Here is a 17844-nt window from a genome sequence, read left to right as displayed (position 1 = left end):
GCGTCAGCGGGGGGCGTGGGCCTCGAGGAACTCGTACACGTCGGTCGTGTCGACGCCGGGGAAAGAGCCGGTGGGGAGGGTCGCCAGAAGGGTCCGGGGCGTGCGCACGTTCGGCCACGAGTATTCGCGCCACGAGGCCTCGAGGTCTTCCGGGGCCCGACGGCAGCACACCTCCACGGAGTGCTTCGACACACCTCGGTTGGTCGTGTCTCGGCCGAGGAACCATTTCGTGTCGTCGAAGCGCACGCCAACACTCACCGAATGGGCGCCCTCGCTCGAGAACTCCACGCGGGCGGTGCACCAGTATGTGCCGTTGCCGGTGTCGGTGTACTGGTGGTAGGGGTTGAAGTGGTCGTCGACGTCGAAGACGACGCGACTGGTCCACTTGCGGCAGCACATCTGCCCCTCGATCGCCCCCAGCCGGTCGGCGGGGAAGTTCACGTCGTCGTTCTCATACGCCTTCGTGATCGTGCCGGACTCGTGCACCTTGAGGAAGTGCACCGGGATATCGAGGTGGACCGTCGCGAGATTGGTGAATCGGTGCGCGGCCGTCTCGTACGAGACCGAGTAGGTGTCGCGGAGATCCTCGATCGAGATCGCCCGGTCGCGCTTGGCCGCCTGCAGGGCCGGCACCACGTGCGCCGCGGGCATGAGGAGCGCACCGGTGAGGTAGTTCGTCTCCACGCGCTGACGCAGGAACTCCGCGTAGTCGGTGGGTTCGGTATGGCCGAGGATCCGACTCGACAGCGCCTGCAGCACCGCGGTCCGCGGGTCGCCCTTCGACGCCAGCCGGCTGGACAGATACAGACGTCCGTTTCGGATGTCGGCGACGCTGCGCGTGGTCTGCGGCAGGTCGGGAACGTAGTGCAAGGTGAATCCGAGGTGCGCCGCGATGTCGGATGCGGTGCGCTGGGTGAGCGGGCCGCCGGGGTGGTCGACGGCGTCGAGGATCTCCCGCGCCCGCTCCTCGAGCTCGGGGAAATGGTTGTTCTGCGTGCGCATGAGGCGACGCAGCGACACGTTGGCGCGGCGCGCCTCCTCCGGGGTCGCGGCTCGCTCATCGCGGAGCCGCTCGATCTCGCCCTGCAGCGCGAGCATCGTCCGCAGCGCGTCGTCGGGCATCGTCTTGGCGATGCGGAAGGGCGCGATGCCGAGCGCCTGGAACGTCTGGCCGCGCATCGCACGCTCGAGCGCGATCTCCATCGAGGCGCGTTCGTCGAGGGGCTCTGTCTGCAGCAGCGCGTCCAGTGACGTGCCGAGGGCGCGCGCGATCGCCCGCAGCAGCGTGAGCTTGGGCTCCCGGCGCCCGTTCTCGATCATCGACAGCTGGCTCGGTGCGCGGTCGACCGCGGAGGCGAGCGCATCGAGCGTCATGCCCTGAGCGGTGCGCAGCTGGCGGATGCGCCGGCCGATGGTGAGAGTGTCCACCTCTTCATCGTCAGCCGGCTCGACCTCGTCCACGAGGGTCTTCGCGCTCTCCATGGGCCGATTCTGTCACGCGAGCAGAATTTTTGGGAATCTTCACTTCGATTTTGTTCGGATCAGACCGGAAACTTCACACAAGGTGGTGTCACGACCTCCCGACGACACCTCGTCGTCAGGGACAACACCAGGAGAAGAGCCGATGACGTATCTCGCCACCCCCGGACAGCCGCCCCTCCGCGCGGGCGATCAGACGCAGACCGCAGCCGAGCTCCAGCGGGTCTGGGACACCGACCCGCGATGGGACGGCGTCGAACGCACCTACACGGCCGACGACGTCATCCGCCTGCGCGGCTCGGTGCGCGAAGAGCAGACCCTCGCGCATCGGGGCGCCGAGAACCTCTGGAACCTCCTTCACACCGAGGAATACATCCGCGCCCTGGGCGCCTACACCGGCGGCCAGGCCGTGCAGCAGGTGCGCGCGGGGCTGAAGGCCATCTACCTCTCCGGCTGGCAGGTCGCCGCCGACGGAAATCTCGCCGGGCAGACCTACCCGGACCAGAGCCTGTACCCCGCCAACTCCGTGCCGGCGGTCGTGCGCCGCATCAACAACGCGCTGATGCGCCAGGACGGCGTCGAGCACGCCGAGGGAGAGATCACCCGCGACTGGATGGCGCCCATCGTCGCCGACGCCGAGGCCGGGTTCGGCGGGCCGCTGAACGCCTACGAACTGGCGCAGTCGATGATCCAGGCCGGCGCCGCCGGCATCCACTGGGAGGACCAGCTGGCCAGCGAGAAGAAGTGCGGCCACCTCGGCGGCAAGGTGCTCGTGCCGACGCAGCAGCACATCCGGACGCTGAACGCCGCGCGTCTCGCGGCTGACGTCGCCGGTGTGCCGACGGTCATCATCGCGCGCACCGACGCCCTCGCGGCCGACCTGCTCACCAGCGACGTCGACCCGCGCGACCAGGAGTTCACGACCGGCGAGCGCACGAGTGAAGGCTTCTACCGCGTGCGCCCGGGTCTGGATGCGGTCATCAGCCGCGGCCTCGCCTTCGCCCCTTACGCCGATCTGCTGTGGGTCGAGACGGGCGAGCCGGACATCGAGCTGGCGCGCGCGTTCGCCGAAGCCATCCATGAGAAGTTCCCCGGAAAGCTCCTCGCCTACAACTGCTCACCGAGCTTCAACTGGAAGCGGCACCTGGACGACGAGCAGATCGCCAGGTTCCAGGCGGAGCTCGCGGCGCTGGGCTACAAGTTCCAGTTCATCACGCTGGCCGGCTTCCACGCCCTGAACCACTCCATGTTCGACCTCGCCCGCGGCTACGCCGAGCGCGCCATGAGCGCCTACGTCGAGCTTCAGGAGGCCGAGTTCGCTGCAGAGGCGCAGGGCTACACCGCCACCAAGCACCAGCGCGAGGCCGGAACCGGCTACTTCGACCACCTCTCGACGGCGCTCAACCCCGACAGCGCCACCCTCGCCCTGGTGGGATCCACCGAGGCGCAGCAATTCCACTGACCCAACCCCCTACCCCTCATCCCCCTCACCCCCATAGCCCTCACCCCCATAGCCCTCAGCCCCTCACCCCATAGCCCCTCACCCCTTTGCATGTCCCACTTTCTGCTGCTCTGGCGCCGCAGAAGAGCAGAAAGTGGGACACCAACCCCGGGAGGCGGGGATGCGGGACCGGGGACAGCGGGGATGCGGGACCGGGGACGACCGGGACGACCGGGAACGACGACTGGAGACATCATGACCATCACCGACACGGGCATGCCGCCCACGACCGACCAGAACCGCCCCACGACGGGACCGATCCCGACGGGCGCCGGCACGGCATCCATCGAGATCGTCGGCGAGAGCCGGGACCGCTACGACGAGATCCTCACCCCCGACGCCATCACCTTCCTCGCGGCACTGCACCACCGCTTCGCCGGTCGGCGCCACGACCGCCTCGCCGACCGCATGCGTCGACGCTTCGAGATCGGCAACGGGCACGATCCGCACTTCCGTCACGACACCGCGCACATCCGGGAGGACCCCGACTGGCGCGTGGCGGGCGCGGGACCAGGGCTCGAGGACCGTCGCGTCGAGATCACCGGCCCCACCGACCCCAAGATGACGATCAACGCCCTGAACTCGGGCGCAAAGGTGTGGCTGGCCGACCAGGAGGATGCCACCAGTCCGACCTGGCGGAACGTCATCGAAGGGCAGCTGTCGCTCTACGACGCGATCCGCGACCGGCTGACGTTCACGAGCGACGCGGGCAAGGAATACCGGGTCACCGCCGAGCGAACGCCCACGATCGTGATGCGGCCGCGCGGCTGGCATCTGGTCGAGGAGCACATCCGGTTCTCCGATCGGCTCGGCCGGTCGATGGCGGCCTCCGGGTCGCTCGTGGATTTCGGGCTGTACGTCTTCCACAACGCCGCCGAGCTGATCGACCGCGGGCGTGGACCCTACTTCTACATCGCGAAGCTGGAGTCGGCTGAGGAGGCCAAGCTCTGGGATGACGTGTTCACGTTCACCGAGGAGTACCTGGGCATCTCCCACGGCACGATCCGTGCCACGGTGCTCATCGAGACACTGCCGGCGGCATTCGAGATGGAGGAGATCCTCTTCGAGCTGCGCGACCACTGCGCCGGCTTGAACGCCGGCCGCTGGGACTACATCTTCTCCATCATCAAGAACTACCGAGGCCGCGGGGCGCGCTTCGTTCTCCCCGACCGCAGCGAGGTGACCATGACGGTGCCGTTCATGCGCGCCTACACCGAGCTGCTCGTGAAGACGTGCCACAAGCGGGGCGCCTTCGCGATCGGCGGCATGAGCGCCTTCATCCCGAACCGCCGCGACCCCGAGATGACCGCGATGGCGATCGAGAAGGTGGCCGCCGACAAGAAGCGCGAGGCCGGCGACGGCTTCGACGGCACGTGGGTGGCGCATCCCGATCTCATCCCGACCGCCCGGGCGGAGTTCGACGCGGTCCTCGGCGAGCGCCCGAACCAGGTCGATCGACAGCGCGACGACGTGCAGGTGACCTCCGCCGACCTGCTGAACCTGCAGATCGGCCGCCCGATCACCGCGAAGGGCGTGCACGACAACGTGTCGGTGGGCATCCGCTACATCGAGGCGTGGCTGCGCGGTCTCGGCGCGGTGGCGATCGACGGGCTCATGGAGGATGCCGCGACCGCGGAGATCTCACGCAGTCAGATCTGGCAGTGGATCCACCAGGACCGCAGCACGGAGGAGGGCGACGCCATCACCCGCGAGTACGTCGAGGGGCTGATCACGGGGGTGCTGGGTGAGGTGGAGCGCTTCGACGGCGACCGCTTCGACGAGGCCGCGGAGATCTTCCGCGACGTCGCGACCGGCGAGGAGTTCCCCGCGTTCCTGACCCTCGGCGCGTACGCCCGCTACCTGGCCGCCTGACCCGCCCGTCGAGTGCTCGCACCCCGCGATCCACCAGCGGGTGCGGGCGCTCGACGGCGGCGTCAGGGAAGCAGACCACGCTCCATCGCGAGGGTCACCGCGCGGGTGCGGTCGGTGACGCCGAGCTTGTCGAACACGCGCAGCAGGTGCGTCTTGACGGTCGACTCGCCGATGCCGAGATCGACGGCGATCTGCTTGTTGCTGCGTCCGGCCGCGACCAGACGCAGCACCTCGGTCTCCCGGGTGGTGAGGGATGCCGCCGCTTCCGTCGACGGCTCTCGCATGCGCTGCACGAGCCGCACCGCCACCTGCGGACTCAGCGCGGTCTGCCCGGCGGCGACCGAGTGGATGCCCGCGACGATCTCGTCCCGCGGGGCGGCCTTCAGCAGATATCCGCTCGCGCCGGCTTCGATGGCGGCGAGGATCTGGTCGTCGGATTCGTAGGTGGTGAGGATGAGCACGCGAGCCGCGTGCTCGGACACCAGGCGCGCGGTGGCCTCGACGCCGTCGACACCGGGCATGCGCAGATCCATGAGGACGACGTCGGGTGCGGTGGCCGCGACGATCCGCACCGCCGCCGCTCCGTCGGCGGCTTCCCCGACGACCTCCAGCCCCGGCTCGTCGGAGAGCAGGCCCACGAGACCGGCACGCACGACGGGGTGGTCGTCGACGATGACCAGGCGGATCATGCGTTCTGCTCCTCTGGGAGGCCCGCAAGCGGAGGGGTGGCGATCGGCAGGGCGACCGTGAGCACGGTGCCCCGGTCGGGTGTCGTGTCGATCGTCAGGGTGCCGCCGGCGAGCGCGACGCGGTCGGCCATGCCGTCCAGGCCGTAGCCTGTGCGCCGGCGGTCGGGATCGAAGCCGCGGCCGTCGTCGACGACGGCGAGCCGGATGCCGGAGGCATCGGCCTCGACGATGACCCGGACGGATGCGGCACCGGCGTGCTTGCGCACGTTCGACAGCGCCTCCTGCAGGCAGCGCAGCACCACCAGCTGCGCGTCGCGCGTCATCCCGTCGTCGCCCTCGAGCGCCACCTCGACCTGCACGACGAGCCCGGCCTCAGCACGGAATCGCTCGGCAAGTCGCTCCACCGCCGCCTCCAGGACCGCGTCGCCCGGGACCGCGGCCGTGCGGGCGACGAGACCCCGGGCCTCGGCGAGCGCATCCCGTGAGAGCTGTTCGACGGTCGCGATCGTCTGCGCGGCCGCATCGGTCTCGCCGCGCCCCAGCTGCCTTCCGGCTCGCTCGCTGAGCAGTGTCAGCCCGGCGAGCGTCTGAGCGAGGGTGTCATGGATGTCGCGGCCGAGACGTTCCCGCTCGTCGGCGGCGCCGCGCTCACGGCTGAGCCTCTCGACCTGCTCCTGCGCATCGGTGAGCTCGGCGACCAGCCGGGCACGGTCTTCGCCGTACTCGGCGATCGCGCTGATCCACAGCCCCAGCGAGACGGCGAAGACGAGCGAGACGCCCGCGGTGAGCAGACCGGACCACATCGCCTCCGACGAGAAGGCCCCGTTGAGCAGGAATCCCACGAAGGTGGCTGCCGCGACGCCCGCGCTGCCCACGATCGCTTCCCGGCGCGCGGGGGTGGTCACCCAGACGAGCGGGTAGGCGAGGGTCTGCAGCATCGCCAGGAACGGCGCCGCGGCGATGCCGATGACGATGGCCAGCACGACGAGCGGGATGCCCACCGCGAGGCGCCAGGTCGGTGCGGCTCCCGACACGATCCCCGGACGCAGGAACGCGTAGCCCGCGACGAACACGAAAAGCGAGACTGCCGTCAGCCACCACCCCGACGGGCCCGCGGCACCGAGGCCCGCCAGCGAGAGCGCCGCGATGGCGGCGAGCCCGGCCGCGACGGCGATGTCCCACCAACGTGTGTTGTACATGTGCTCTCCCAGAGGCTGTGGGATCGAGGCTACGCGTCGCGACGGTTCCAGCGGAACGTCAGCCGCGCCAGCACCAGACCCACGATCAGCCAGACGCCCAGCGCCACGGCCACACCCCCGAGGTTCCATTCACCGCCCTGCTCGAGCACGGCGTACTCGGCCGGCAGGAAGACCTCCCGCATGCCCTGCGCCATCCACTTCACCGGCAGCACGCTCGCCGCCGTCTGCAGCCAGTCGGGCAGCAGGAAGAAGAAGAGGTAGACGCCGGAGATGAACTGCACGACCAGCACGATCGGGATGATGACGGCGCTCGCGCTTCGTCCCGACCGGGGGACCGCCGACAGCGCTACTCCCAGCAGCGCGGAGGTGACGACCCCGAGCACGAACACCCACGTGAAGGTGAGCCACTTCTCGGGCTCGGTCGGCAGGGGCACCTGGAAGACCACCACGGCGAACAGGATGATCAGCCCGGCCTGAACGACCGCCGTCACCCCGACCTGACCGATCTTGCCGAGGAAGTACGAGACCGGTGACAGGGGCGTCGCTCCCAAGCGCTTGAGCGTCCCGTTGGTGCGCTCGGTCGCGATGTCCATCGCGAGGTTCTGGAACCCCGACAGCAGCATGCCCGCCGCGAGCATGGCGGGCAGGTACATCTGCGCGACGGGGATGGCGGGCAGTCCCGGACCGGCTGTGAAGTCGCCGTCCGCGCCGAAGATCGTCGAGAAGAGCGCCAGCAGCGCGATCGGGAAGAGGAAGGTGAAGACGAGGGTGTCTCCGGAACGGACGTACTGGATCAGTTCGAAGCGGGCGCGCCAGGCGCCCAGCGCGACGGTGCTCATCGTGCGGCCTCCATCGGGGCGGGGTCGGATGCGGCCGAGTCGGCCACGAGGTCGAGGTAGACGTCTTCGAGGGTGGGGCGAACCACTTGGAGGTCGGGCGGCTCCCCGCCGAGACGCCTCACCAGGTCGGCGACGACGGCGCCGGGCTCGTCCGTGCGACGCTCACGGAGCGCGTCGCCCTCGCGCCAGCGGACGATGGGGGTCCGCGCGGACGCCCCACCCACATCGTCGACGCCTCCGAGCGCGCGAAGTCGCCCCTCCGCGATGATCCCGACGCGATCGGCGAGCTGAGCGGCTTCGTCGAGATAGTGGGTGGTGAGCACGATCGTGACGCCCTCAGCCGAGAGAGAGCGGATGAGCTCCCAGAACGACCGGCGGGCGGCCGGATCGAACCCGGTGGTGGGCTCGTCGAGGAACAGCACCTCGGGGCGCCCGATGATCCCGAGGGCGACGTCGACCCGGCGCTGCTGTCCGCCCGAGAGCTTCGAGACCCGGCGGCCCGCGTGCTCGGTCAGCCCGACGGCCGCGATCACCTCGTCGACGTCGCGCGGGTGCGGATAGAACCCGGCGAACTGGGTCAGCTGCTCGCGCACCGACAGGGCGCCGAGTTCGCCGGCCGACTGCAGGACGACGCCGATGCGGGCCCGGAAGGCGGCATCCGCCCGCGCCGGGTCGTGACCCAGCACCCGCACATCGCCGCTGTTGCGCCGACGGTATCCCTCGAGGATCTCGACCGTCGTGGACTTTCCCGCGCCGTTCGGACCGAGGAGGGCGAACGTCTCACCCGCGCGGATATCGAAGGACACGTCCGCCACGGCGACTCGGCGCCCGTACTGTTTGCGCAGGTTCTGCACCTGCACCGCGATCTCTGCCATGACATCCAGGGTTCCGCGGATGCGCGCCGCTCGACAGCGCCCATCCGACTGATCTGGCGTCCCCCATTCGGTGGACCCGGGCGGGGTTTCCGGGTATCTGCGGGCGACTACGCTGGGGGCGTGACCGAACGTGCCCCGCTGTCCCGCAAACTGTCCGCGATCGCCGAGTCCGCGACCCTGAAGGTCGACGCGAAGGCGAAGGCCCTCAAGGCCGCCGGCCGGCCCGTGATCAGCTATGCCGCCGGAGAGCCCGACTTCGCCACGCCGGATTTCATCGTCGACGCCGCCGCACAGGCCCTGCACGACCCGGCGAACTTCCGCTACACGCCCGCCGCGGGTCTGCCGGTGCTGCGCGAAGCGATCGCGGCGAAGACGCACGAGGACTCCGGGCTGGAGGTGGACCCCTCGCAGGTGATCGTGACCAACGGCGGCAAGCAGGCCGTCTACCAGGCCTTCCAGACCGTGGTGAACCCCGGTGACGAGGTGCTCCTGCCCGCGCCCTACTGGACGACCTACCCCGAGGCGATCGCCCTCGCCGACGGTGTGCCCGTCGAGGTGTTCGCCGGCGCCGACCAGGAATACAAGGTCACCGTCGCCCAGCTCGAAGCGGCTCGCACGGAGAAGACCACAGCGCTCGTGTTCGTCTCGCCGTCGAACCCGACGGGCTCGGTCTACACCGCCGATGAGGTGCAGGAGATCGCCGAATGGGCGCTCGAGCACGGCATCTGGATCATCTCGGACGAGATCTACCAGAACCTCGTCTACGAAGGCGTCCGTGCGACGTCGGTGGTCGAGGCCGTCCCGGAGGTCGCGGCGCAGACGATCCTCGTCAACGGCGTCGCGAAGACCTACGCCATGACGGGATGGCGCGTGGGCTGGATGATCGGACCCGCCGACGCCATCAAGCTCGCCGGCAACCTGCAGTCGCATCTGTGCAGCAACGTCAACAACGTCGCGCAGCGGGCCGCGCTCGCGGCCCTCACCGGACCTCAGACGGAAGCCGAGAAGATGCGCACCGCCTTCGACCGCCGTCGTGGCCTGATCGTCAGCGAGCTGCGGAAGATCGACGGCGTGGAGGTGCCGACCCCGCTCGGTGCGTTCTACGCCTACCCCGACGTCACCGGCCTCCTCGGGCGCGAGTGGGCGGGCGCTACGCCCACCACCTCCCTCGAGCTCGCCGACCTCATCCTCGAGAAGGCCGAGGTGGCGGTGGTTCCCGGCGAGGCGTTCGGGCCGAGCGGCTACCTGCGTCTGTCATACGCACTGGGCGAGGAGGAACTCCTCGAGGGCATCCGTCGCCTGCAGGAGCTGTTCTCCTGACCCACGGGTCGAACCGCGTCAGCCGCGTCGCTCCCCCGAGCCGTCCGGGGTCGGGGGCAGCACGTTGCGCAGGATGTCTGCGATCGTGACCACCCCGGTCACGCGCTGACCGTCGGTCACGACGGCCAGCTGCTCGCTCGCCCGCCGCATGTGCGCGAGCGCTTCGTGAACGAGCGTGTCCTTCTCGAGCGTGAACGCCGCGCGCGCGACATCGTCGGCCGGCCTCGTCGCAGGGTCGAGCAGCACGTCGCGCACGTGCACGACGCGCGGCGCCGCATCCGCCCCGAGCACGAGGATGCGCATGTGACCCGACTCCGCGGCGACGGTGTGGATGTCGCCGACGGTCGCGTCCTGCGCGACGGCCGTGAGAGCGACATCCGACCGCACCAGATCGCCGATGGCGAGCGTCTGCAGGTCGATGACGCCGGCGAGCGGTGAGCGGTAGGTCTCCTCGAGCGCGCCGACCTGCGTCGAGTGCTCGACGAGCTGGCGCACCGCATCGACGTCGAGCCCACCGGCGGCGGCGCGGTCGACGGGATCGATGCCGCTGGCGGCCACGAGCCGGTTCGCGATCCGGTTGACCCACATCAGGAGAGGGCGGAAGACCCACACGAACGCTCGCGACGGGATGCCGATGAGCATCGCCGCCCGCTCCGGATGCGCGATCGCCCACGACTTCGGGGCCATCTCGCCCACGACCAGGTGAAGGAAGGTGACGACGAGCAGGGCGGTGACGAAGGCGGCGACGTCGGCACCCCACGCCGGGAGCCCCCAGGCGAGCAGAACCGGTGCCAGCGCGTCGTCGACCGCCGGCTTGGTCACCGCGCCGAGCGCGAAGGTGCACGCGGTGATGCCGAGCTGCGCGCCGGCCAGCATGACCGTCAGTTCGTTCGCCCCCTTGAGGGCGGCCCGGGCAGATCGGCTCGTGTGCGCCGCCTCCTCCAGACGGTGTCGGCGCACCGCGAGCAGGGCGAATTCGATCACGACGAAGAAGGCGCTGACGATGATGAGACCCAGCGTCACGCCGACGACCAGCCACGGGTTCATCGCTCTGCTCCCGATTCGACGTCATCGAGGCGCTCGCGGACGAGTTCGACCTCCACCACCGACGGCACGTGCCGCGCCACGGCCAACACGTGCGTGCGCAGGAGGCGCCGCATCGGCTCATCGGCCACGAGGTCGGCCGGGTCGTCGTCGACGGGGATGTCGATCGAGGTCCCGACCTCGGGGAGACCGCCGTTCTGGGCGATGAGGAGACCGGCGACGGTCTCATAGTCCCCCACCGGCAGCTCCACCCCGACCGCGCGACCGACCTCGTCGACGTGCACGTCGCCGCCCATGCGCCACCGCGAGCCGCCGAGCGGTCGCACGACCTCCGTCGCCCCGTCGTCGTGCTCGTCGGTGACGTCGCCGACGATCTCTTCGGCCAGATCCTCCAGCGTCACGACTCCGCAGAAGACCCCGTACTCGTCGATCACGCACGCCAGCTCGTTGTGCTCGGCGGTCATGGTCGCAAGCGCCTGGGGCAGCGGCATGAGCGTCGGCACGATCGTCGGTGTGCGCATGATGTCACTGACCCGACCGGCATCGTCGGCACGCAGCAGGTCGACCAGCTGCACGATGCCGACCGGCTCGTCGTCGTCCACGACCGGATAGCGCGTGTGCCCGGACGCCATGAGCGCACGCAGCTCGCCCAGCGGCAGGTCCGGCGTGACGCTGTCGGCCCGGTGGCGCGGGATCATCGCGTGCTCGACGTCGCGGTCGGGGAAGTCGATGATGCGATCGATCATCAGCGACAGCTCAGCCGGCAGATCGCCGCTGTCGCGAGACTCGGCGACGAGGTGCTCGAGGTCGTCGGCCGTGGCACTGCTGTCGACGTCTTCGACGGGTTCGATGCGCAGCAGGCGCAGAAGGGCCTCGGCCGACCGGTCGAAGACGACGATCAGCCACCCGAAGACGCCGAGATAGATCAGCGTCGGGCGCGCGAGTGCGCGGGCCAGCGGATCCGGCGCGGCGATCGCGAGATTCTTCGGATACAGCTCCCCGAAGATCATCTGCACGACCGTGGACAGCGCGAGGGCGATCACCGTGCCCACGGTGATGCTCACCGTCGGATCGACGCCCGTGCCGCCGAGGAGCGTGCCGAGCGACTCCCCCACCAGCGGCTCGGCGACGTATCCGATGAGGAGGCCCGTGACCGTGATGCCGAGCTGGGCGCCGGAGAGCATGAACGACGTGCGCCGGGTGACCCGCAGAGCGCGCCGCGCAGCCGCGTCGCCGCCGTCGGCTCGGGCGCGCAGACGCGATCGGTCCACGGACATGAACGCGAACTCCTGCGCGACGAAGAAGCCGTTGGCGACGATGATCGCCAGGATCACGACGGTGCCGAGCAGGAGAGTGAGGACGGCGATCAGCACGGCGTCAGAGCTCGATGTTCACGAGCACGGGTTCCGGCTGCAGAAGCAGGCCGAACTCGGCATGCACGCGAGCGCGGATGAATCGCGCCAGCTGCGCGATCTCGGCGGCCGTCGCGCCGCCGCGGTTGGTCAGCGCGAGCGCGTGCTTCGTCGACAGGCCCGCCCGCGACGGCGTCAGGCGGAAGCCCTTGCGAAGACCCGCCTGCTCGATGAGCCACGCAGCGCTCACCTTCACGTCGGGTTCCCGCGTCTCCGGGGTGGGCACGTGACCGTCGAAGACGGCGAGCGGGATCACGAGAACGGGGTCGAGGTCCGGCTCGACCGGCCAGCGCGGACACTCCGGCGGCAGCGAGCGTGCGATCGCTGCGGGTACGACGGCGTTCTGGAAGAACGAGCCCGCACTCCACGTGTCGGGATCGTCCGCGTCGAGCACCATCCCCTTGCTCCCGCGGATCTCGAGGATGCGCTCCCGGATCTCGGCGAGGGTCGCGGTGCCCTCTTCGGCCAGTCCGAGCGCGGTGCGCAGCTGCACCCCCGCCACCGGTCGAGCGTCGGTTCCCACCTCGGCCAGGTCGAAGGTCGCCGACAGGATCACCGCCGAGCGCTCCGGAACCGACCCGTAATGAGCCTTCAGCACGGACGTGCGGAACCCCAGGCCGAGGTCCGCGGCCGGAACGGTGGACACCTCGCCGGTGGACTCGTCGATCAGGTCCACCTCGACGAGCGTGCGCACGATCTCCTGGCCGTAGGCGCCGATGTTCTGCACCGGCGCGGCACCGACGGTGCCGGGGATGCCCGACATCGCCTCCAGGCCCGCGAGCCCCTCCGAGACCGCGTGCGCCACGAGGTCGTCCCAGCCGTGACCGGCCTGCACGCGCAGCCGGGTGCGCCCCTCGTGGGGCGACGGCAGGCGCTCGATGCCGCGGGTGAGCACGCGGATGACGGTGCCCTCGACCGGGTCGTCGCCGACGAAGAGGTTGGAGCCTCCGCCGAGGACGAGCCACTCGTCACCGGTCGCCCAGACGAAACGGAGCGCCTCGACGAGCTCGTCGCGCGTGTGCGCCTCGACCATGCGCTCGGGCGCCCCGCCGGTGCGGAGCGTGGTGAGCTCGGCGAGGCGTATCGGCGTGATCTCGGCCATCAGGGGTGTCGCACCCGCACCTGCGCCTTGCCGAGCACCGTCGTGTCGGCGTGCCGCACGGTGAGGTCGATGCGGGCGGTGTCCTCGTCGACGGCGCCGACGACGGCATCCACCGACACCTCGGCGCCCGACACGGCATCGACCACGACGGGCCTCGTGAAGCGCACCCCGTACTCGACGATGCGGCCGGCATCGCCCAGCCACGGCACGATGGTCTCCACCGCGAGCCCCATCGTGAGCATGCCGTGCGCGAGCACGCCGGGCAGACCGACCCGCTCGGCGACATCGTCACGGTAGTGGATGGGGTTGAAGTCTCCCGAGGCCCCCGCGTACCGCACGAGGGATTCGCGGGTCAGATGCACGGTGCACGCGGCGACGTGGTCGCCCACGCTCAGCCCGGTCGACGTCATGAGTCCTCGCCTCCCACCAGCAGCACCGAGACGGCGGTGACGACGTGCGCGCCCTGCGCGTCGACGATCTCCGCCTCGCTGGTGACCATGGCGCCCTTTCCGACGGCGCGCACGCCGGAGATCGACAGCTGAGCGGTCAGCTCGTCGCCGGCCACGATCGGGCGCGTGTAGCGGAAACGCTGCTCTGCGTGGATGAGACGCTCGAGCGCGATGCCGCTGTCGTCGAGGGCCAGCAGCTGCTGCAGCGTGAGGTCCTGGACGACCATGGCGAAGGTCGGCGGCGCCACGACGTCGTCGTAGCCGAGGGCTCGCGCCGCGTCGGGGTCGGTGTGCTGGGGGTCGTCGGCGAAGACCGCGCGCGAGAACTCGCGCACCTTCTCCCGACCCACGAGGTACGGGGCCGTCGGCGGAAAGGTCCGGCCGACCAGCTCGGGGTTCACTGCCACGGTTCCATCCTACCGAGGGCCGCCGAGACGGCTGCGGCACGATGGATCCCGCGATGGATCAGCGGCGGCGGCCCCGGATCGCCCGCAGCGCCATCTGCACGGCGATGACGACGAGGAACGCGGCGAAGAGCATGTTGCCCACGAACGGGTCGACCAATGTCGCGATCAGCGCACCGAGGGCCGTGGTCGCACAGGCGGCCCCTCCGACGAGCGCGGCCGCGACGAGGTCCACGTTCTTGCGGCGCACGTTCCCGATCGTCCCCGACACGGCTGTGGGGATCATCATCAGCAGCGAGGTGCCCTTGGCCAGCAGATCGCTGGTGCCGAACAGGAGCACGAGAGCCGGCACGACGATCACGCCCCCGCCGACGCCGAGGAGCCCGGCGAGGATGCCCGTGATCACCCCGAGCGCGACGAGCGCGACACCGCTCAGCCACGTCAGCGGCAGCCCCGCCTCGCGCGACGGGATGACGAAGAACAGGCTCACGATCACCACCGCCAGGAAGGCGACGAAGCCCCACCGCAGCACCGTGACCGGCAGACGGGCGAGCAGCCACGTGCCGATCTGCGCTCCGATCACCGCGCCCCCGGCGAGGATGAGGGCGGGGATCCATGCGACCGAGCCGTGCACCGCGTAGGAGATCACCCCCACCGTCGCGGTCGGGACGATCGCGGCGAGCGACGTGCCCGCGGCGAGGCGCTGGTCGAAGCCGAGGATGAGCATGAGCAGCGGCACGATGACGGTGCCGCCCCCGACGCCGAAGAGTCCGGAGAGGAGGCCGGCGAGGGCGCCGACGAGAAGGCACGTGACGATGAAGCGCGGCGTACGCGCGCGGACAGCGGCGTCGCTCATTCGACCGATGCGTCGTCGATGAGCCAGGCGCCGTCCTCCGACACGAGGACATACGTGTAGTCGTCCTGCGCCGGCTGCGGCTCGGGCAGCGGCGAACCGTATTCGTCGACACTCGACATGTACGTCTCGCGGGTCTGCAGCACGATCTCACCGTCGCCGGTCTCGATGTCGGTCACCGTCAGTTCGTAGCCCGAGGTGGTCGCAGCGAACTCGGCGGCGCTGACCTGAAAGGTCTCGCAGTCCGCGATGCCCAGGTAGTCGCGGAAGTACTCCGTGGTCGAGGCGACGTAGGCGTCGCAGTCCCCGTCGCGCCAGGCGCTGTCGTAGGTCTGCACCGTCTCGATCGCCGCACGCTCATCGACCGACTCGCCGGATGCGGCGCCGCCGCCTTGCAGCATGCCCAGCGCGAGCGGAATGAAGACGGCCGCGAGCGCCACGATGCCCAGGAGCACGACACCCACGACCACCCAGACGATCCAGAGCTTGGAGGACTTCGGCTCGGTGGCGGAGATGAACGCGCCTCCGACCCCCGCCCCGGGGTAATCCGCGGGCGGCTGACCCGAGACCTGCGGGTCACCCGTCTGCTGAAAGGCGGGCTGACCGGGCGGCGTGACGTCGGAGGCGCTTCCCGGGGCCGCGAACAGCTGCGAAGCGGGGTCCGCGTCGGCGGGTGTCGCGGAGGCGTCCGTGGACGTCGTGGAGGCCTCAGCGGGGGCGTTCTGGTCGGGTTCCGCTGCAGCTGCCGGCTGCTCGGGCACGTGGACGTGCTCGGTCCACTGGGCACCGTCCCACCAGCGCAGTGCGCCGTGTCCGTCGTCGTACCATCCGGGCGGGGTCGTGCTCATCGCGCCTATCCGTTCACGGGCGCGCGGGTGGCGCCGCACGCCCACCTTACCGGCGCGCATCCGGTGGGGCCGCCGCGTCCGCACCTGCACGAGGTGGACCGGATGCGGTGTCAGCGCGACCGCAGGCAGCATCCGCAGAATTCGTTCCCAACGTTTTCCCAGGGAGCGGTATCATTCCGCGGTGGGGGACGCGTTCCTCCTTGCGCGCTTCGCTCTGCACGACCTGCGCAACACCTCGCATCCATGCAGAACGCCGAAAGGACGAGAATTTGGGCTTCTGGGAGAACTTTTTCGACGTGATCTGGTGGTTCTTGTTCGCCTTCGCGTTCATCGCCTACCTCTTCGCGCTGTTCGCCATCATCGGCGACCTCTTCCGCGACCACAAGCTGAACGGCTGGTGGAAGGCACTGTGGATCATCTTCCTGATCTTCGTGCCGTTCCTGACCGCGCTGGTCTACCTCATCGCGCGCGGCAAGGGCATGGCCGAGCGCAGCGCCTCCGAGGCGCAGCAGGCGAAGGCGGCGACCGACGCGTACATCCAGCAGGTCTCGGGCGGCAAGAGCCCGGCCGAGGAGATCGCCCACGCCGCCGAGCTGCTGAAGGCCGGCACCATCACCACCGAGGAGTACGAGAAGCTCAAGGCGAAGGCGCTGTCCTGATCCGCTGATCGACCTCGCGAAGGCCGTCACCCTCCGGTGGCGGCCTTCGTCATTCCCGATCGTTCCGGGATCGCCGCGCCGTCACGACGACATCCCAGAGGGCGTCGGCGATCTCGCGCTTGCTGCCGCGCCGCTCGGCGACCACGTTCCCGCCGTGGCCGATGATCGCCACCGCGTTGTCCGACTGCTCGAACCCGCGCGACCACCCCACCTCGTTGACGACGAGCAGATCCGCGCCCTTTCGCTCGCGCTTGCGCCGGCCCCGCTCGAGCAGGCGCTCTCGGTCCGGCTCCGTCTCGGCTGCGAATCCCACGATCGTCTGCCCGCCGGGCCGAGCGGCGGCGAGACCCGCGAGGATGTCGGGGTTCTGCACGAGCTCGAGGGTGAGACCGTCATCGGTCTCCTTGGCGAGCTTGGTGTCGGAGACGGCCGCGACCCGGTAATCGGAGACGGCCGCGGCCATCACGACCACATCGGCCCCGACCGCGGCCGCCTCGACGACCGACTGCAGATCAGTCGCCGTGCCGACTTCCACGGTCTGTATGCGCGGATGCCGGCGCGCGAGTGCGGCTGCATCCGTCTCGACGTGCGCGACCACCAGCGTGACGTCCGCACCACGATCGGCCGCTGCGAGGGCGACGGCGATGCCCTGTCGACCGCTCGAACGATTGCCGATGTAGCGCACCGGGTCGAGCGGTTCGCGGGTGCCGCCGGCGCTGACCACCACGCGAACACCGGCGAGGTCTTTCGGCGCGAGCACGGTCAGGGCGATGTCGGCGATCTCATCCGGCTCGGTCATGCGCCCCGGCCCGGAATCACCGCCGGTGAGCTCTCCGTCGGCAGGGCCGACGATGTGCACGCCCCGGCCGCGCAGGGTCGCGATGTTGGCGCGGGTCGCGGGGTGCTGCCACATCTCGGTGTGCATGGCCGGAGCCACGACGACCGGGGCGGTGGTCGCGAGTAGGGTGGTGCCCAAGAGATCGTCGGCGAGTCCGGCGGCCGTTTTCGCGAGGAAGTTCGCCGTCGCCGGCGCGACGACCACCAGGTCGGCGGACTGGCCGAGGGAGACATGCCGAACACGGGCGACGTCATCGTGCACCGATGTCGTCACCGGGTTGCGGCTGATCGCCTCCCACGTGGTCGGTCCGACGAACCGCAGGGCGTCGTCGGTGGGGATCACGTGCACGTCGTGCCCCGCCTTCACGAAGCGGCGCACGAGGTGGACGGACTTGTAGGCGGCGATGCCACCGGTGACGCCGACGACGATGAACACGCTTCGATCTTGCCACCGCCTCACCC

17 protein-coding genes are annotated in these 17844 nt (G+C 70.0%); 4 read left to right on the top strand and 13 right to left on the bottom strand.

What is annotated here, in order from left to right:
- Positions 1-3 precede the first annotated feature (3 nt).
- Complete coding sequence (locus B3S45_RS08385) at positions 4-1482, bottom strand: XRE family transcriptional regulator (protein ID WP_286719716.1); 1479 nt, start codon at positions 1480-1482, stop codon at positions 4-6.
- 142 nt (positions 1483-1624) lie between these two features.
- Here B3S45_RS08385 and aceA point away from each other — a divergent pair, with 142 nt between their 5' ends.
- Both aceA and aceB read left to right on the top strand, forming a co-directional pair.
- Complete coding sequence (gene aceA, locus B3S45_RS08380) at positions 1625-2941, top strand: isocitrate lyase (protein ID WP_286719714.1); 1317 nt, start codon at positions 1625-1627, stop codon at positions 2939-2941.
- A 234-nt stretch (positions 2942-3175) separates the two neighbouring features.
- A complete protein-coding gene (gene aceB / locus B3S45_RS08375; RefSeq protein WP_286719711.1) occupies positions 3176-4852 on the top strand; it encodes a malate synthase A in 1677 nt (558 codons plus the stop codon).
- Positions 4853-4914: 62 nt separating this feature from the next.
- Here aceB and B3S45_RS08370 read toward each other — a convergent pair whose 3' ends face one another.
- Genes B3S45_RS08370 through B3S45_RS08355 form a run of 4 tightly spaced genes read right to left on the bottom strand, consistent with a single transcriptional unit; the run spans position 4915 to position 8454 of the window.
- Positions 4915-5541, bottom strand: coding sequence for a response regulator (locus B3S45_RS08370; protein ID WP_286719709.1), 627 nt, complete (start codon positions 5539-5541; stop codon positions 4915-4917).
- Positions 5538-6740 (bottom strand): sensor histidine kinase, encoded by a 1203-nt coding sequence (locus tag B3S45_RS08365; RefSeq protein WP_286719706.1) that lies wholly within the window; start codon positions 6738-6740, stop codon positions 5538-5540. The genes B3S45_RS08370 and B3S45_RS08365 overlap by 4 nt, the downstream gene beginning before the upstream one ends.
- Before the next feature lie 29 nt (positions 6741-6769).
- Positions 6770-7579, bottom strand: a complete 810-nt coding sequence (locus tag B3S45_RS08360; RefSeq protein WP_286719703.1) for an ABC transporter permease — start codon at positions 7577-7579, stop codon at positions 6770-6772.
- Positions 7576-8454 (bottom strand): ABC transporter ATP-binding protein, encoded by an 879-nt coding sequence (locus B3S45_RS08355; RefSeq protein ID WP_286719700.1) that lies wholly within the window; start codon positions 8452-8454, stop codon positions 7576-7578. The genes B3S45_RS08360 and B3S45_RS08355 overlap by 4 nt, the downstream gene beginning before the upstream one ends.
- 120 nt (positions 8455-8574) lie before the next feature.
- On the opposite strand from B3S45_RS08355, the gene B3S45_RS08350 reads away from it, so the two are divergent.
- The gene (locus B3S45_RS08350; RefSeq protein ID WP_071043795.1) at positions 8575-9774 is read left to right on the top strand and encodes a pyridoxal phosphate-dependent aminotransferase; all 1200 of its coding nucleotides are present in this window, start codon (positions 8575-8577) and stop codon (positions 9772-9774) included.
- Positions 9775-9792: 18 nt separating this feature from the next.
- Here B3S45_RS08350 and B3S45_RS08345 read toward each other — a convergent pair whose 3' ends face one another.
- Genes B3S45_RS08345 through B3S45_RS08315 form a run of 7 tightly spaced genes read right to left on the bottom strand, consistent with a single transcriptional unit; the run spans position 9793 to position 15886 of the window.
- On the bottom strand, positions 9793-10821 hold the full coding sequence (locus tag B3S45_RS08345; protein ID WP_286719696.1) for a CNNM domain-containing protein: 1029 nt from the start codon (positions 10819-10821) through the stop codon (positions 9793-9795).
- Positions 10818-12191: a hemolysin family protein gene (locus tag B3S45_RS08340; protein WP_286719693.1), complete on the bottom strand. Its 1374-nt coding sequence runs from the start codon at positions 12189-12191 to the stop codon at positions 10818-10820. Before B3S45_RS08340 ends, B3S45_RS08345 begins: the two co-directional genes overlap by 4 nt.
- A gap of 4 nt (positions 12192-12195) precedes the next feature.
- The gene (locus tag B3S45_RS08335) at positions 12196-13332 is read right to left on the bottom strand and encodes a UDP-N-acetylmuramate dehydrogenase (protein ID WP_286719691.1); all 1137 of its coding nucleotides are present in this window, start codon (positions 13330-13332) and stop codon (positions 12196-12198) included.
- On the bottom strand, positions 13332-13742 hold the full coding sequence (locus B3S45_RS08330; protein ID WP_286719688.1) for a MaoC/PaaZ C-terminal domain-containing protein: 411 nt from the start codon (positions 13740-13742) through the stop codon (positions 13332-13334). Before B3S45_RS08330 ends, B3S45_RS08335 begins: the two co-directional genes overlap by 1 nt.
- Positions 13739-14188 carry an FAS1-like dehydratase domain-containing protein gene (locus B3S45_RS08325; RefSeq protein WP_071043800.1) on the bottom strand — a complete coding sequence of 150 codons (450 nt, stop codon included), beginning with the start codon at positions 14186-14188 and terminating at the stop codon, positions 13739-13741. The genes B3S45_RS08330 and B3S45_RS08325 overlap by 4 nt, the downstream gene beginning before the upstream one ends.
- Before the next feature lie 58 nt (positions 14189-14246).
- The gene (locus B3S45_RS08320) at positions 14247-15041 is read right to left on the bottom strand and encodes a sulfite exporter TauE/SafE family protein (RefSeq protein ID WP_071043801.1); all 795 of its coding nucleotides are present in this window, start codon (positions 15039-15041) and stop codon (positions 14247-14249) included.
- Positions 15038-15886, bottom strand: coding sequence for a DUF2510 domain-containing protein (locus B3S45_RS08315; protein ID WP_286719685.1), 849 nt, complete (start codon positions 15884-15886; stop codon positions 15038-15040). The genes B3S45_RS08320 and B3S45_RS08315 overlap by 4 nt, the downstream gene beginning before the upstream one ends.
- A 269-nt stretch (positions 15887-16155) precedes the next feature.
- On the opposite strand from B3S45_RS08315, the gene B3S45_RS08310 reads away from it, so the two are divergent.
- Positions 16156-16545, top strand: a complete 390-nt coding sequence (locus B3S45_RS08310) for an SHOCT domain-containing protein (RefSeq protein WP_071043803.1) — start codon at positions 16156-16158, stop codon at positions 16543-16545.
- Between the two features lie 49 nt (positions 16546-16594).
- Here B3S45_RS08310 and coaBC read toward each other — a convergent pair whose 3' ends face one another.
- On the bottom strand, positions 16595-17818 hold the full coding sequence (gene coaBC, locus B3S45_RS08305; RefSeq protein WP_286719680.1) for a bifunctional phosphopantothenoylcysteine decarboxylase/phosphopantothenate--cysteine ligase CoaBC: 1224 nt from the start codon (positions 17816-17818) through the stop codon (positions 16595-16597).
- Positions 17819-17844: the final 26 nt, after the last annotated feature.

Origin of the sequence: Microbacterium sp. UBA1612 (genome assembly GCF_002321605.1) — a bacterium.
Lineage (GTDB): Bacteria > Actinomycetota > Actinomycetes > Actinomycetales > Microbacteriaceae > Microbacterium > Microbacterium luteum.
This window is presented reverse-complemented; position numbering and strand designations above follow the sequence as displayed.

Excerpts from the sequence above, each read along its gene's own strand:
- B3S45_RS08355 (WP_286719700.1), bottom strand. The coding sequence starts at position 8,454 with ATGGCAGAGATCGCGGTGCAGGTGCAGAACCTGCGCAAACAGTACGGG.
- B3S45_RS08345 (WP_286719696.1), bottom strand. The coding sequence starts at position 10,821 with ATGAACCCGTGGCTGGTCGTCGGCGTGACGCTGGGTCTCATCATCGTC.
- B3S45_RS08335 (WP_286719691.1), bottom strand. The coding sequence starts at position 13,332 with ATGGCCGAGATCACGCCGATACGCCTCGCCGAGCTCACCACGCTCCGC.
- B3S45_RS08365 (WP_286719706.1), bottom strand. The coding sequence starts at position 6,740 with ATGTACAACACACGTTGGTGGGACATCGCCGTCGCGGCCGGGCTCGCC.
- aceA (WP_286719714.1), top strand. The coding sequence starts at position 1,625 with ATGACGTATCTCGCCACCCCCGGACAGCCGCCCCTCCGCGCGGGCGAT.
- B3S45_RS08385 (WP_286719716.1), bottom strand. The coding sequence starts at position 1,482 with ATGGAGAGCGCGAAGACCCTCGTGGACGAGGTCGAGCCGGCTGACGAT.
- B3S45_RS08320 (WP_071043801.1), bottom strand. The coding sequence starts at position 15,041 with ATGAGCGACGCCGCTGTCCGCGCGCGTACGCCGCGCTTCATCGTCACG.
- B3S45_RS08370 (WP_286719709.1), bottom strand. The coding sequence starts at position 5,541 with ATGATCCGCCTGGTCATCGTCGACGACCACCCCGTCGTGCGTGCCGGT.
- B3S45_RS08315 (WP_286719685.1), bottom strand. The coding sequence starts at position 15,886 with ATGAGCACGACCCCGCCCGGATGGTACGACGACGGACACGGCGCACTG.
- B3S45_RS08330 (WP_286719688.1), bottom strand. The coding sequence starts at position 13,742 with ATGACGTCGACCGGGCTGAGCGTGGGCGACCACGTCGCCGCGTGCACC.
- aceB (WP_286719711.1), top strand. The coding sequence starts at position 3,176 with ATGACCATCACCGACACGGGCATGCCGCCCACGACCGACCAGAACCGC.
- B3S45_RS08360 (WP_286719703.1), bottom strand. The coding sequence starts at position 7,579 with ATGAGCACCGTCGCGCTGGGCGCCTGGCGCGCCCGCTTCGAACTGATC.